This is a genomic window from Kineosporia sp. NBRC 101677 (genome assembly GCF_030269265.1).
Taxonomy (GTDB): Bacteria; Actinomycetota; Actinomycetes; order Actinomycetales; family Kineosporiaceae; genus Kineosporia; species Kineosporia rhizophila.
Genome location: NZ_BSTA01000002.1, coordinates 308,692 through 322,975, shown reverse-complemented (window position 1 = coordinate 322,975; position 14,284 = coordinate 308,692). Strand labels below are relative to the sequence as shown.

The window sequence follows — 14,284 nt, the reverse complement described above, 5'->3', positions numbered from 1 at the left end:
CAGACCCGACGCCTGATTCGACGTCGAATCCGCATTCGCCGAGATCTGCGAAGAGATCGCATTCAGACTCCGCGACGAATCCGACAACGTCGACGACGTCCCGTTGATCTGCACCATCGCCGAACGCAGCGAGGCGCTGGCGTCGTTCAGGGCGTGGGCCATCTGCCCGATCTCGTCGCGGCTGTTCACGTCGGCGGTGGCGGTCAGGTCACCCTCGGACAACGCCACCAGCGAGTCCCGCAGCCGGCTGACCGGACCGGAGACCAGCCGGGCGATGCCCAGGCCGACGGCGATCAGGACGATCGCGCCCAGACCGGTGAACAGCCAGATCCGCACCGTGGCACTCCGGGCATCGGCGGCGGACTGGTCCACCTGGTCCGACATCGAGGTGTCGAGATGCTCGGTGATCACTGCGATCTGGTCGCGGACCTCGTTCGCCACCGGGTCGAAGTCGGTGGCGACCTGGGTCATGTAGGCGTCGAGCTGGCGCAGGTTCAGGTCGAGGTTCGAGGCGGTCGGCAGCAGCTGCTGCGACCACACCGTCCAGGCCTGGTCCATGGCCGGCAGCAGCGTGTCGGCCAGGATCTTCCGGTCGGCCTCGGGAAGATCCATGCTCTGCAGGCCCTTCAGCCCGTTGAGCGCGTCGTTGTAGTTCTCCTCGGCGCTGGCCACGGCCTTGTCCCGGGACTCGGCGTCCTGCGCCATCGCGGTGCTGTAGATGTAGCGGCGGAAACCGCTGAAGTTCGCCCGGGCGGCCAGGATCGCCTGGCTCTCCTCGGCGGTGACGTTGACGATCCGCTCGCCGGCCTGCTGCACGTTGTTCACGGCGAGCTGGCCGGTCACGCCGACCAGCACGGTGAGCACCACGGCAAGGACGGCCAGGATCAGGATCTTGGCGCCGATCCGAAGGTCGGTGAGAACGCGCAGGGGTGAGAAGCCGCCGCCCGAGGGGCGCGTGGACGTCATGTCACTCACGACGGTCATGGAGCTTTTCCTGGACCCTTCCGAGGCGGGCACCGGCCGTGGGGGCGGCCGGCAGAACGGGGGACGAACAGGTGGGGCAGTTGGGCGTCGGCCCGGCAGCGCTCACCGGATCGGATCGTCCAGACCTCATCGGCACCGCCGGGGCAAACCTGAACCGGCCTCAGAGCCGGAAGCGGGCGACCAGCTGACGTAGCTCGGTCGAGAGCCCGGCCAGCTCACCCGAGGCCCGCTCGGCCTGCTGGATACTGGAACTGGAGGCCTGCGCCGCACTCGCCACCGAATCCACACTGGTGGCGATGCTCGCCGAACCCGCCGCCGCCTCGGTGATACTGCGCGAGATCTCCGACGTGGTCGCGGTCTGCTCCTCGACCGCCGAAGCGATCGTGGTCTGATAGGCGTTGACGTCCTCGATCGTCTGCGAGATCCGCGCGATCGCGTCCACCGCCTCCTGCGTGTCCGCCTGAATGGCCTCGACCCGCTTCGAGATGTCCTCCGTCGCCCGGGCCGTCTCCTGCGCCAACTGCTTGACCTCCTCGGCCACCACCGCGAAACCCTTACCGGCCTCACCGGCCCGGGCCGCCTCGATCGTCGCGTTCAGCGCCAGCAGGTTGGTCTGCTCAGCGATCGACGTGATCGCCTTGACCACATTGCCGATCTCGACACTGGAGTCACCCAGCTTCGCCACCGTCGCCCGAGCCGTCACCGCCTCGTTCACCGCACTCGAAGCCACCCGCACCGCCTCGGCCGACGAAGAAGCGATCTCCCGGATACTCGCCTCCATCTCCTCCGTCCCCGCCGCCACCGTCTGCACGCTGCCCGATACCTCCTGCGCCGTACCGGCCAGACCCGACGCCTGATTCGACGTCGAATCCGCATTCGCCGAGATCTGCGAAGAGATCGCATTCAGACTCCGCGACGAATCCGACAACGTCGACGACGTCCCGTTGATCTGCACCATCGCCGAACGCAGGGTGTGGGTGGCCTCGTTCAGGGCCCGGGCCATCTGACCCACCTCGTCCCGGCCGGAGGCGTCGGCCGTGGCGGTCAGGTCACCCTCGGACAGCGCCACCAGCGCCTGCCGGAGCCGGCCGATCGAACTCGACACCAGCCGGGCGATCCCCACGCCGATGGCGAACAGCACGGCCGCACCGGCCGCGGTGATCAGCCAGATCCGCACCGTGGCGCTGGTGGCGTTGTCGCCGGACTCGGTGACCTGTGCGGACATCGACGCGGCGAGGCTGTCGGTGATCGCGGTGTTGGCGTCCAGGAAGCGCTGCACCGGCGGGTCGAAGACCTCGTCCATCTGGGCCAGGTAGCCCTGCAGACCGCGCAGGGTCAGGTCCGGGTCGGCCGCGACCGGCTGCAGGGTCCCGGTCCAGACCTGCCAGACGTCCTCCAGGGCCGGGAGCACCTCCTGCGTCAGGGTGGCCCGGTCGCTCTCCGAAAGAGGCATGGTCTGCAGCTCTTTCATCGCGTCGACGACCTCGGTGTAGTTCTCCTCGGCGCTGGCCACCGCATCGGCCTTCGCCTCGGCGTCCGGCTGCACGGCAGCCAGGATCACGCTGCGCCGGAACCCGCTGAAGTTGGAACGGGACCGGATGTTCAGCTGCGACTCGGCGGCGGTCACGTTGACGATCCGCTCACCGGTCTCCTGCACGTCGTGCACGGCGAACTGCCCGGTGAGACCGACCAGCGCGGTGAGCACCACGGCCAGACCGGTCACCACGAGGATCTTGGCCCCGATCCGCAGACCCGCGAACCATCCGAGCGGAGAGGAACGACGGGAGGACGGGGCCTGAGGGGCCAGGGGGTCGGCGACGGCAGTCATGGATCAGTGGCCTCTTCCGGTCGTGCACGGGGGGGTCGTCATCCATGCATCGGCGGCCGCTGCGCCTACTGAAACACCGAAGACCCGCGCAGGTGACGCAAAGTCCCGTAGTCACTCGTCCAGGCCAGCAGACGCCGGGGGCCCGGCGAACACAGTGCGTTCACCGGGCCCCCGGCTCGCCGGTCAGACCGTGCTCGGCTCGTTCTTGTCCTGAGCCTCGAGCCGCTGGTCCAGACCCTCGCCCTCCACGTCCAGGTGCGGCAGAATCCGGTCCAGCCGACCCGGGATCCACCAGGCGCCCCGGCCCATCAGCGCCAGCACCGCCGGGACCAGGATCATCCGGACCACGAAGGCGTCCACGAACACCCCGACCGCCAGGGCCAGGGCGATCGGCTTGATCTGGGCGTCGCCCTCGGGCACGAAGGCGGCGAAGACCGAGACCATGATCAGCGCGGCCGCGGTGACCACCCGCGAACCGCCGGCGTAGCCCAGCTGCAGCGCCCGCCGGGCGTCACCGGTGCGGACGAACTCCTCCCGGATCCGCGCGACCAGGAAGACCTCGTAGTCCATGGCCAGGCCGAAGAGCACACCCATCAGCAGGATCGGCATGAAGCTGATCACCGGGCCGACCCGCTGCACGCCGAGAAGGTCGGCCAGCCAACCCCATTCGAACACCGCGGCGACCACCCCGAACGAGGCGCCGACCGAGAGCAGGTAGCCGAGGGCGGCCTTCACCGGGACCGCGACCGAACGGAAGACCGCGCCCAGCAGCACCAGGGAGAGCCCGACGACCAGGATGCCGAACGGCACCAGGGCGTCGGCCAGCCGGTCGGACACGTCGATCGCGATCGCGGTCTGCCCGGTCACCCCGACCTGCACGCCGTACCTCTCCTCGAACTCGGCGTCGGCGTCGCGGATCTCCTGCACCAGGTCCGAGGTCTGCGCCGAGGTGGCGCTGCCGGAGGGGACCAGGGCCACCACCGCCAGGTCGCCGGCCTGGTTGACCGCCGCCGAGCTCACCCCGGCGACCCCGGGCAGGGCGCCCAGCTCACCGGCCAGGGCGCCGAGCAGTTGCTGCGGATCGCTGCCCGCCGGCAGGTCGGCGGTGACCAGCAGCGGGGCGTTGGCCCCGGGGCCGAAGTGGTCGGCGACCAGGTCGAAGGCCTGACGCTGGGTGGTCTCGGCGGCCGCGGTGCCGTTGTCGGGCAGGGCCAGACGCAGGTCCTTGGCGGGCACGGCGAGCAGGCCGAGCCCGACCACCACGAGCAGGACGGTGACCACGGGCCAACGGATCACGGTGTTCAGCCAGGCGTCGGCGAAGCCGTGACGCTCCTGCCCCTCGCCCCTGGCCTTGGGAATCAGCCGGCCACCGAGGAATCCGAGCAGGGCGGGCAGCAGGGTGAGCGCGACCAGCACGGCCACCAGGACCGCCCCGGCCGCGGCCACGCCCATCACGGTCAGGAAGGGGATGCGGGCGACGGCCAGGCCGACCAGCGCGATGATCACGGTGAGCCCGGCGAAGACCACCGCCGACCCGGCCCGGGCCACCGCCCGGGCCGCCGACTCCTCCGGCTCCAGCCCTTCGTGCAGCTGGTCACGGTGCCGGGAGACGATCAGCAGGGCGTAGTCGATGCCGACCGCCAGGCCGATCATCAGCGCGAGCAGCGGCACCGTGCTGGACACGTCGACCACCGGGGTGGCCAGGAAGATCGCGGCCATCGCGACGCCCACCCCGAGCAGCGCGGTGATCAGCGGCAGACCGGCGGCCAGGACCGAGCCGAAGGTGACGATCAAGACCACCAGCGCGACCACCACGCCGACGGCCTCGGTCGGGGTGACCTCGGGCAGGGCGACGGCGAACACCTCACCACCGAACTCGACCGTGCCTCCGGCCTTCTCGATCGGCGCGGCCGCGGCCTCGATGTCCTCGCGCAGCGTGTCCTGGTGTTCGCGCCAGCCGGCCTCCACCTGCACCGTGCCCAGCGCCACCTGGCCATCGGCCGAGATCGCCCCGCGGACCTGCTCGTTGTACGGGTCCACGACCGCGGTGACGCCGTCCACCTCGGCGATGGCGGCCAGCGAGGCCTGGACCGCCTGCTGCACGGACTCCGCGGTGACCGAGGAGCCCTCGGGAGCCACCGCCACGACCTGGGCCTGCCCGCCGCTCAGCTCGGGGAATCGTTCGCCGAGGTCGTCGAGCGCGTCCTGCGAGGCCGTCCCCGGGATCCGGAACTCCTCCTTGGTGCCGGTGCCGAGGGTGGCCGCCCCGGCGGCCAGCGCGATCAGGACCACCACCCAGACGGCGAGGACCGCACGACGGCCCCGATAGGCGCGCCGGCCGAGCGCGTAGAGCAGCGTAGACATACGTCTTCTCCCTTGCCGTCCCACCAGAAGTGCGGCTGAACAGGTTCGATACAGAACTGTATTGAATACACTAATGTATCCGGCGGATCCTGCCGGTGCCCGGCGCCCTCCGCGGCCGGCGTCGCGGTACTGCCCGATCGGGCCGACTGAGAGACACTGACGCTCGCGCCGTCCGGCCCGGGGCGGCGCGAGCCGGGATGAACCAGGAAGCCGAGGAAACACTCCGTGAGCGAGCCGCAGACCCACAGTGGCCGGACCGAGCGGATCAGCCCCCGCCGGGCCGCCACCCGAGCGCGCCTGCTCGCCGCCGCGACCACGGTGATCGCCGAGCGGGGGGCCAACGGGGCCAGCGTGGAGGCGATCTGCGAGGAGGCCGGGTTCACCCGCGGCGCCTTCTACTCGAACTTCTCCACCAAGGAGGACCTGCTCTACGCCCTGATGCAGGAGAAGCACCAGTCCCTGCTGGAGGGCATCCGCAAGATCCTCGACGAGACCGAGCAGACCCCGGCCCCCGAGGGCGCGGACGTGATCGACGACCTGGTCGACAAGGTGCTCGCGGCCAACCCGGTGGACCGGCAGTCCCGGCTGATGGAGACCGAGATCGGCCTGTACATGGTGCGTAATCCGGAGCAGGCCCCGGTGCTGCAGAAGGCGATGGCCCCGTTCCACGACGAGCTGGCCCGCCTGGTGGTGGCCGGGCTGGGCCGGGCCGGCCGCCGGCTGCGGGTCGACACCGGCGACGCGCTGACCCTGCTGATCGCCGGCTACGAGACCGGCACCACGCACATGTGGTTCCCGGCCGAGCCGGGCAGCAGCGCCGCGGCGGGCGAGAAGGCCGGCCTGGACGCCTGCCGCCGTTCCTTGGCCCTGATCCTCAAGGCCGTCTCCGAACCGGCCTGAACTGCCACGAATAACATTCGGATCTCACCCACGGTCCATGGCCCGCAACTCTTGGCGGACAAACTGTGACCTGATAGACAGTCAGTCGCCCTGGCCGTCGTGTGAGTGAGGGGAGCCGGACGATGTCGTCCACGCAGCCTCCGGAGGATCCGCGTCCGGATCGTTCGACCGTGCAGCAGACCGACCGCAGCCCGTGGAACTGGGTGCTGCTGATCCCGATCGTGATCCCGCTGAGCACCCCGCTGTTCAACCACGAGACGCCGGCCCTGTTCGGCTTCCCGCTCTTCTACTGGCTGCAGCTGCTCTTCGTGCTGCTCGGGGTGGGCTGCACCGCGCTGGTCTACAACCGCACCAGGCGGAGGGGCTGAGCCGATGCCGGAGGCTTCCGACCACGTCGTCGAGATCGTCGTCTTCGTCCTGCTCTTCACCCTGGTCTCGGTGATGGGCTTCGTGGCCGCCCGCTGGCGGCGCGCCGAGTCGCTCGACCACCTCGACGAGTGGGGGCTGGGCGGGCGCAACTTCGGCGCCTGGATCACCTGGTTCCTGCTCGGCGGCGACCTGTACACCGCCTACACCTTCGTCGCGGTGCCGGCGCTGGTGTTCTCGGCCGGGGCCATCGGCTTCTACGCCGTGCCCTACACGATCCTGATCTACCCGCTGGCCTTCCTGGTGCTCACCCGGCTGTGGTCGGTGAGCTACCGGCACGGCTACGTCACCCCGGCCGACTTCGTCCGCGGCCGGTTCGGCTCCCCCACCCTGGCCCTGCTGGTCGCACTGACCGGCATCGTCGCCACCATGCCGTACATCGCGTTGCAGCTGGTCGGCATCGAGGCGGTGCTCAAGGTGATGGGGGTGCACGGGCACCTGCCGATCATCATCGCGTTCCTGATCCTGGCGCTCTACACCTACAACTCGGGCCTGCGCGCGCCGGCGCTGATCGCCTTCGTCAAGGACACGCTGATCTACATCGTGATCATCGTGGCGGTGATCGTGATCCCCTACAAGCTCGGCGGCTGGGACGCGATCTTCGGCGGCGCCGAGCAGGCGCTGGCCCAGGAGAACCCGAACACCGGCCAGCCCCGGGGCAGCCTGCTGCTGAACGCGAACAACCAGCTGCAGTACATCACCCTGGCGCTCGGCTCGGCCCTGGCCCTGTTCCTCTACCCGCACTCGCTGACCAGCGTGCTGGCCGCGAAGGACCGGGACACGATCAAGAAGAACATGTCGGCGCTGCCGGCCTACAGCTTCCTGCTCGGGCTGATCGCGCTGCTCGGCTACATGGCCCTGGCGGCCGGGATCAAGCCGGTCACCAGCGAGGGCAAGACCGACACGAACACGATCGTGCCGCTGCTGTTCGACCAGATGTTCCCGAGCTGGTTCACCGGCGTGGCCTTCGCCGCGATCGGCATCGGGGCCCTGGTCCCGGCCGCGATCATGTCGATCGCGGCGGCCAACCTGTTCACCCGCAACGTCTACAAGGAGTACCTGCGCCGGGACGCCACCCCGAAGCAGGAGGCCTCGGTCAGCAAGATCACCTCGCTGGTGGTGAAGGTCGGGGCGGTCGCGGTGATCCTCTTCCTCGACCCCCAGTTCGCCATCGACCTGCAGCTGATCGGCGGCGTGCTGATCCTGCAGACGCTGCCCGCGGTGGCGATCGGGGTGTACACCCGCTGGTTCCACCCGTGGGCGCTGAGCAGCGGGCTAGTCGCCGGGCTGGCGGTCGGGATCGGGATGCTCTACCAGATCCCGAACCCGAACAACGGCAAGGAGCACTTCGGCGGCTCGGCCTACCGGCTCTCGCTGGCCGGGTTCGACACCGAGAAGCAGATCTACGTCGGGTTCGTCGCGGTCGCGGCCAACCTCGTCGTCGCCGCCCTGCTCACCCTGGTCCTACGGCGAACGGGTGCCACGGACACCGGCGACGCGACCCGGCCCGAGGACTACACGGTCGACCGGACCCCGGACGCACCCCCGCCGGCCGCATCCGGTGAGCCCGCTTCCCTGGCGGGTGACTAGCTAGCGCAGGGTGATCGGACAAAGCCGCTGCACAACCGCGGGCCCCGGGACAAGTCGGTTCCCGGGGCCCGCGTTGTGCAGGAAGCCCTCCGGCTCCGTAGATTGGTGGGCGATGAACACCGATCCCGCCGTCCGCGACACGCCGGAAGACCACGCGGACTCCCCCGAAACCACCGCCGAGGTAGCACAGCCGGGCGAGGCCCAGCCCACGTTCGCCGACCTCGGGATCGACGAGCGGGTGCTGCGAGCCCTCAGCGACGTCGGCTACGAGATGCCGTCGCCCATCCAGGCGGCCGCCATCCCACCTCTGATGCAGGGCCGCCACCTGGTCGGCCTGGCCCAGACCGGTACCGGTAAGACGGCCGCCTTCGCGCTGCCCGTGCTCAGCCGGATCGACCTGGAGCAGCGCGCCCCGCAGGCCCTCGTGCTGGCCCCCACCCGCGAGCTCGCCCTGCAGGTGGCCGAGGCCTTCGGCCGCTACTCCCACCACATCCCCGGGCTGCACGTGCTGCCGATCTACGGCGGCCAGAGCTACGGGGTCCAGCTCAGCGGCCTCAAGCGCGGCGCGCACATCGTGGTCGGTACGCCCGGACGGGTGATCGACCACCTGGAGAAGCGCACCCTCGACCTGTCCCAGCTGAAGTACCTGGTGCTGGACGAGGCCGACGAGATGCTCCAGATGGGCTTCCAGGAGGACGTGGAGACCATCCTGGCCACCACGCCGGAGCAGAAGCAGGTGGCGCTGTTCTCGGCCACCATGCCGCCGCAGATCCGCCGGATCTCGAAGAAGTACCTCACCGACGCGGCCGAGATCACCGTGGCCAACCGCACGGTGACCTCGACCAACACCCGGCAGCGCTACATCTTCGTGGGGCACCAGCAGAAGCTGGACGCCCTCACCCGGGTCCTCGAGGTCGAGGACTTCGAGGCGATGATCATCTTCGTCCGCACCAAGCAGGCCACCGAGGAACTCGCCGAGCGCCTGCGCTCGCGCGGCTTCTCCGCCGCCGCGATCAACGGCGACCTGGCCCAGCAGCAGCGCGAGCGCACGATCGGCCAGCTCAAGTCCGGCCAGCTCGACATCCTGGTGGCCACCGACGTGGCCGCCCGCGGTCTCGACGTCGAGCGGATCACCCACGTGGTCAACTACGACATCCCGCACGACAGCGAGTCGTACGTGCACCGGATCGGCCGCACCGGCCGGGCCGGGCGCTCGGGCGAGGCGCTGCTGTTCGTCACCCCGCGGGAGAAGCGGCTGCTCGGCTCGATCGAGCGGGCCACCCGCTCGACGATCGAGGAGATGCCGCTGCCCTCGGTCGACGACGTGAACTCGACCCGGGTCACCAAGTTCACCGACTCGATCAAGGCCAACCTGGACAGCCCCGAGGCGGCGGTCTTCCGGGGGCTGATCGAGGAGTACATCGCCGAGCACGACGTGCCCGCCGCCGCGGTGGCGGCCGCCCTGGCGGTGATCGCCCAGGACGGCAAGTCGTTCCTGCTGCCCCCCGACCCGCCGCCGTCGGCCCGTCGGCCGGCTCGTGAGCCCAACGGGGTCCGCGACCGCAACGGCCGTCCGGCTCCCCGGGTGGCCGGGCCCCGGCGTCCCCGCGGAGACGTCCCCCTGGCCACGTACCGGATCTCCGTCGGCCGCCGCCACCGGGTGCAGCCCGGCGCCATCGTCGGGGCCATCGCCAACGAGGGTGGCCTGGGCCGGGGCGACTTCGGGCACATCGACATCCAGGCCGACCACACCCTGGTCGAACTGCCCGCCAACCTCTCGCGGGAGACCGTCGAGGCGCTCACCCAGACCCGGATCTCGGGCAAGCTGATCCAGCTGACCAAGACCGACGGCCCGCCGCCGCAGCGCGCCCGCAGCGGGTTCGGCGAGCGCAAGCAGTTCCGCAAGTCCTACCCCGGTAAGTAAAGACGGGTGAGCCGGTCGCCGAACCTCACCAGGTGGCGACCGGCACCGTCCCCCCGCTGACCCCGCTGTTCAAGGTCGGCCGGCACCTCGACGGCCTGGCCCCGGCGCTGCACCTGGCCGTGCGCCTGCGCTGGCTGCTGTGCGTGATCGGCGCCGTGCAGGGCGCCGCCCCGATCGCGAACGGCGGCCTGATGCCGGCCGACTTCATCCGCTTCGCCCGCGCCGGGAAGCAGATCCTGCTGGGCCGGTTCTCCGGGATCTACGCCGACCCCTGGATGCAGGCCGGTCCGCTGGAGCTGCTCGGCAGTTGGGCGCTGTTCCCGTTCGACCACCAGCACCAGGCCGCCTACGTACGGGAAGGGCTGGAGGGGCAGCTCTGGCTGCGCGCCACGCTCGGGGCCGCTCTGGTCGCCGGAGCCCTTCTCCTGGTCCGCCATCTGCGCCGCGTTCACGGCCGATCTGCTTCTCCGGCAATGGAACTGGCCGCCGGAGTCGCCGCGGTCCTCACCGCCGTCCCCTACGTGTTCCTTCTGGGCGGCCACCTGGCCCAGTTCGGCGTGGCGCTGATGTGGGTGCTCGGAGCCTCCTTGGCGGTGCGGGGCCGAACCGTCGCGGCAGGGGTCGTGATCGGCCTCTCGGCAGGCTGGGAGCCGTGGGGGGTGCTGGCGGCCGGGCTGCTGCTCACCGAACGCCGCCCGGTCCGGCTGGTCGTGGGCTGCGCCGCCTTCGCGGTCGCGGCCGTAGCCTGCTACCTGCCGTTCGTGGCCGCCGGCCGGTTCGAGATGTTCGAGCTCGAGTGGGCCGTCCTGCCGGGCACCCTGGTCAGCTCGCTGAACCCCGGCCTCGACCATTTCTCCTGGCCGCTGCGGCTGTTGCAGGGTCTGGCCGCCGGTGCGGCCGGCGCGGGCGCGGCACTGGCCCTGGGCCGGCGCCCGGACCTGATCTGGGCCGGACCGCTCGCGGTACTGCTGGCCCGGCTGCTGTTCGACCCCCTGATGCTGTCCTACTACTGGTACCCGTTCCTGATCGCCGTGGTGATCGGGATCGGGCTGCTGCATTCCCGGTGTTCGGTGCCCCGAAGCGTCCTCGTGCTTGCCCTCACCGCCGTGCCAATCGTCCGTTATCGGTTCCTCGCGGGCCACGACATCACGTTGCTGGTGATCGCGGCCGCTCTCCTGATCGCCCTGGCCGTGCTCCTGCGCCGGGAAGAAGCCGTGGTCAGTCCCTGAAGAACGCCACCCGGTCACCGACGATCTCGAAGCGCGGAGTCACCGTCTCGATCTCGCGTTCGGCGACCAGGGCCTGCAGCGCCTCGGCCACCGTGCCGTGGCGAGCCAGTTCGGTGAGTGCCGCGCGGGTGGGCGGCATCAGAGTCAGGCCGGCGTCCAGAGCCTGCGCCGGACTCAGCCAGACCCGCCGATCGGCCTCGGTGCCCGCCTCCCGCGGCTCCTGCCCCTCGGGCAACGCGGCCACGAAGAACCAGGTGTCGTAGCGGCGCTGTTCCGGCTCGGGGGTGATCCAGTGCTGCAACGGAGCCAGCCGGTCGGCCCGCAGGGCCAGGTGGTGACGGGCGAGCAGGCCGGACAGGGAGATCCGGCCGGCCTCCAGATCGGCCCGCTCGGTCTCGGTCAACGAGGCGGTGGTCGCCTCGGAATTCATGGACGACGCCAGCAGGACTCCCGCTTCCTCGAAGGTCTCGCGCACCGCCGCGCGCACCAGCGAGGCCGCGGTGACCTCGTCCGTCCCGAACCAGCCGGCCCACACCGAAGGCGCCGGGCCCACCCAGCCCGTGACCGGCGTCTCCAGTTCGACCGAGGAGTCCGAAGCGTCCACCGAACCGCCCGGAAACACGTACATCCCCGCCGCGAAGGCCATCCGGGGTTGCCTGCGCAGCAGGTAAACCTGCAGGCCGTCGGGGGTGTCCCGGATCAGCGCGACGGTGGCCGCGGCCCGGGGCAGGACCGGTTCGAGCTCACCGGCCAGCAGCAGCCGGGCGCGGTGCAGCAACTGAGCATCGACGTCCACCCCTGCATGGTGGCACGATGAACGGTCGCGGAGGTGACTGGATATGAGCAGTTCGTGACGGCCCCGGCTGAGCCGCCGGGATGACCGGCGACCTGACGCTCTCCGTGGCCGGGGTGATGGGCCCGGTGATCCACGGTCAGGGGTCCGCCTCCGGTCGCCGCACCTCGGTGATCCAGCTCGGCGGCTGCAACCTGGCCTGCTCCTGGTGCGACTCGGCCTACACCTGGGACGCGGCGCGCTACGACCTGAGCCGCGAGCTGGCGATGTGGACCATCTCGGAGATCACCGAGGAGGCGCTGGCCTGCCGGCCGAGCACCATCGTGATCTCCGGCGGTGAACCGCTGATGCAGCAGACCAGCCCGGCCTGGCCCTACCTGCTGGCGGCGCTGTCCGGCAACGAGATCGGGCTGGAGACCAACGGCACCATCGCCCCGACCGAGCAGACCCTGCGGGGGGTCAGCTGGGTCACCGTCTCACCCAAGCTGGCCCACTCCGGCGATCCGGCGTGGGCCCGGATCAACGGCGACATCCTGGTGCTCTGGGGCCGGCTGGCCCGGCGCCTGGATGTCGACTTCTCCTTCGTGGTGCGCGAGGTGGAGGACATCGCCACGGTGTCGAGCCTGGTCAGGGCGCACGGCCTGCCCCGCGACCGGGTGTGGATCAGCCCCGAGGGCACCCGGCCGGGCCCGGTCGTGGCCCGGCTGCAGGCGATCACCGGCCCGGCCCTCGACGCCGGCTTCAACGTCTCTCCGCGGCTGAACGCCCTGATGCCCTGAGCGGCGCTCGTGATGGAATGCCCCGGTGCCCGCCGTCTCGCAGCTCGTCCGTTCCCACCTGGCGGCCACCTTCCCCGGTCCGGTGGCCACCGCCTCGATCACCTTCCTGGGCACCCAGCCGCTCGAGGTCGACCGCTTCGGCCCCGATCCGTCCGGCCTGGTCCGCTACGCCACCGTCGGGGTCAGCCACGCCCCGATGCACCCGCCCACCGCCGCGGTGATCGACCCGGTGCGCGGGCCGCGCGCCGAACTGGTCCTGAGCCTCAGCGCCGCCCGCGACGAAGTGCTGCGCACCCTCGCCGTGCTCGCCGCCACCCCACAGGTCGAGGGCCTGGTCCTGGCGGCCGGCGCCACCCTTGACCTGCAGCAACCGCTCTGGCCAGGAGCCCGGACCACTGCAGTGATGCTTGGGGACGCCGGTGGGCTCGTTCCCGATCTCGACCTGCGTCAGGTGGGTGAGGGCGTAGAACCGGTCCGGTTCTTCCCCGTGCTCCCGATGACCCCGGACGAGGCCGCGCTGGCCCGCGCCCGCGGCACCGGGCACCTGCGGGAGCTGTGGCTGCAGGCGGGCACCGACCTGCGCGACCCGGCCCGGGTCTCGGTGCTGCGATGAGCGTGAGCACCTGGTTCCTGCTGGTCCTGGCCGGCGTCGGCGGTGGGCTCACCGGCAGTATCGCCGGGCTGGCCTCGCTGGTCAGTTATCCGGCCCTGCTGGCCGCCGGGCTGCCCGCGACCACCGCCAACGTCACCAACACGGTGGCCCTGGTGTTCTCCGGCGTGGGCACCGCCCTGGGGTCCCGGCCGGAGCTGCGCGGGCAAGGCCGGTTGGTGCGGCAACTGCTCTACTCGGCCGTGCCCGGCGGGATCGTCGGCAGCATCCTGCTGCTGCTCACCCCGTCGGAACTGCTCGAGCGGGTGGTGCCGATCCTGATCGCCGCGGCCGCCCTGGGCGTGCTGATCCGCACCACACCGGCCGCTTCGGCCACCTCGGCCGATTCGGCCCTCGGGGACATCCCGGCCGACGAGATCCCGCACACGGCTGCCGACGTCAGCCCGAACCCACCGAAGGTCGACCCGTCACGGGCCTTCCGGATCGGCACCTTCTTCGTCGGCATCTACGCAGGCTATTTCGGAGCGGCGGCCGGAGTGATGCTGCTGGCCCTGGTCCTCGGCTTCACCGGCCTCAGCCTGGCTCGCTCCAGTGCCGTGCGCACCATGGTGCTCACCGCCGCGAACGTCGTCGCCGCAGTCTATTTCGCGCTCTTCGGCCCGGTCGACTGGGCGCACTGCCTACCGCTGGCGATCGGCTGCCTGATCGGCGGGCGGATCGGCCCGATGGTCATCCGTCACGCCCCCGCCGGACCTCTGCGCATCCTGATCGCGCTGGCCGGACTGGGGCTCGCGGTCAAACTCGGCCTGGACGCCTTCCTCTGAACCCGCAAACCGAAAACGGCGCTGGGTGGTGAC

General features: G+C 70.8%; 12 protein-coding genes. 8 read left to right on the top strand and 4 right to left on the bottom strand.

The features are described from left to right. The 3 genes from QSK18_RS06975 to QSK18_RS06965 all read right to left on the bottom strand — a co-directional run. The coding region (locus QSK18_RS06975) for a HAMP domain-containing protein (RefSeq protein WP_285617302.1) at window positions 1–984 on the bottom strand (984 nt) is incomplete at its 3' end. A gap of 160 nt (window positions 985–1,144) precedes the next feature. After that, window positions 1,145–2,812 carry a methyl-accepting chemotaxis protein gene (locus QSK18_RS06970; RefSeq protein ID WP_285617301.1) on the bottom strand — a complete coding sequence of 556 codons (1,668 nt, stop codon included), beginning with the start codon at window positions 2,810–2,812 and terminating at the stop codon, window positions 1,145–1,147. Between the two features lie 183 nt (window positions 2,813–2,995). Then, window positions 2,996–5,176, bottom strand: coding sequence for an MMPL family transporter (locus QSK18_RS06965; RefSeq protein ID WP_285617299.1), 2,181 nt, complete (start codon window positions 5,174–5,176; stop codon window positions 2,996–2,998). A 225-nt stretch (window positions 5,177–5,401) separates the two neighbouring features. On the opposite strand from QSK18_RS06965, the gene QSK18_RS06960 reads away from it, so the two are divergent. From QSK18_RS06960 to QSK18_RS06940, 5 genes are all read left to right on the top strand, one after another. Then, window positions 5,402–6,076, top strand: a complete 675-nt coding sequence (locus QSK18_RS06960) for a TetR/AcrR family transcriptional regulator (RefSeq protein WP_232814610.1) — start codon at window positions 5,402–5,404, stop codon at window positions 6,074–6,076. Between the two features lie 122 nt (window positions 6,077–6,198). After that, the gene (locus tag QSK18_RS06955) at window positions 6,199–6,444 is read left to right on the top strand and encodes a DUF3311 domain-containing protein (RefSeq protein WP_269811163.1); all 246 of its coding nucleotides are present in this window, start codon (window positions 6,199–6,201) and stop codon (window positions 6,442–6,444) included. A gap of 4 nt (window positions 6,445–6,448) precedes the next feature. Further along, a complete protein-coding gene (gene mctP, locus QSK18_RS06950) occupies window positions 6,449–8,092 on the top strand; it encodes a monocarboxylate uptake permease MctP (protein ID WP_269811164.1) in 1,644 nt (547 codons plus the stop codon). A 112-nt stretch (window positions 8,093–8,204) separates the two neighbouring features. Continuing rightward, window positions 8,205–10,016: a DEAD/DEAH box helicase gene (locus QSK18_RS06945; protein WP_232814612.1), complete on the top strand. Its 1,812-nt coding sequence runs from the start codon at window positions 8,205–8,207 to the stop codon at window positions 10,014–10,016. A gap of 32 nt (window positions 10,017–10,048) precedes the next feature. Further along, complete coding sequence (locus QSK18_RS06940; protein WP_232814613.1) at window positions 10,049–11,245, top strand: hypothetical protein; 1,197 nt, start codon at window positions 10,049–10,051, stop codon at window positions 11,243–11,245. On the opposite strand, the gene QSK18_RS06935 is transcribed toward QSK18_RS06940, so the two are convergent. Further along, window positions 11,235–12,041 (bottom strand): NUDIX hydrolase, encoded by an 807-nt coding sequence (locus tag QSK18_RS06935; protein WP_285617293.1) that lies wholly within the window; start codon window positions 12,039–12,041, stop codon window positions 11,235–11,237. The genes QSK18_RS06940 and QSK18_RS06935 overlap by 11 nt on opposite strands. An 80-nt stretch (window positions 12,042–12,121) precedes the next feature. Between QSK18_RS06935 and QSK18_RS06930 the strand changes: the two genes are divergently transcribed. From QSK18_RS06930 to QSK18_RS06920, 3 genes are read left to right on the top strand one after another with little or no spacing between them, the layout of a single operon-like run. Further along, window positions 12,122–12,817 (top strand): 7-carboxy-7-deazaguanine synthase QueE, encoded by a 696-nt coding sequence (locus tag QSK18_RS06930; RefSeq protein ID WP_285617291.1) that lies wholly within the window; start codon window positions 12,122–12,124, stop codon window positions 12,815–12,817. A 25-nt stretch (window positions 12,818–12,842) separates the two neighbouring features. Then, complete coding sequence (locus QSK18_RS06925; RefSeq protein WP_232814616.1) at window positions 12,843–13,430, top strand: suppressor of fused domain protein; 588 nt, start codon at window positions 12,843–12,845, stop codon at window positions 13,428–13,430. Further along, window positions 13,427–14,251, top strand: coding sequence for a sulfite exporter TauE/SafE family protein (locus tag QSK18_RS06920; protein ID WP_232814617.1), 825 nt, complete (start codon window positions 13,427–13,429; stop codon window positions 14,249–14,251). The genes QSK18_RS06925 and QSK18_RS06920 overlap by 4 nt, the downstream gene beginning before the upstream one ends. Window positions 14,252–14,284 lie beyond the last annotated feature (33 nt).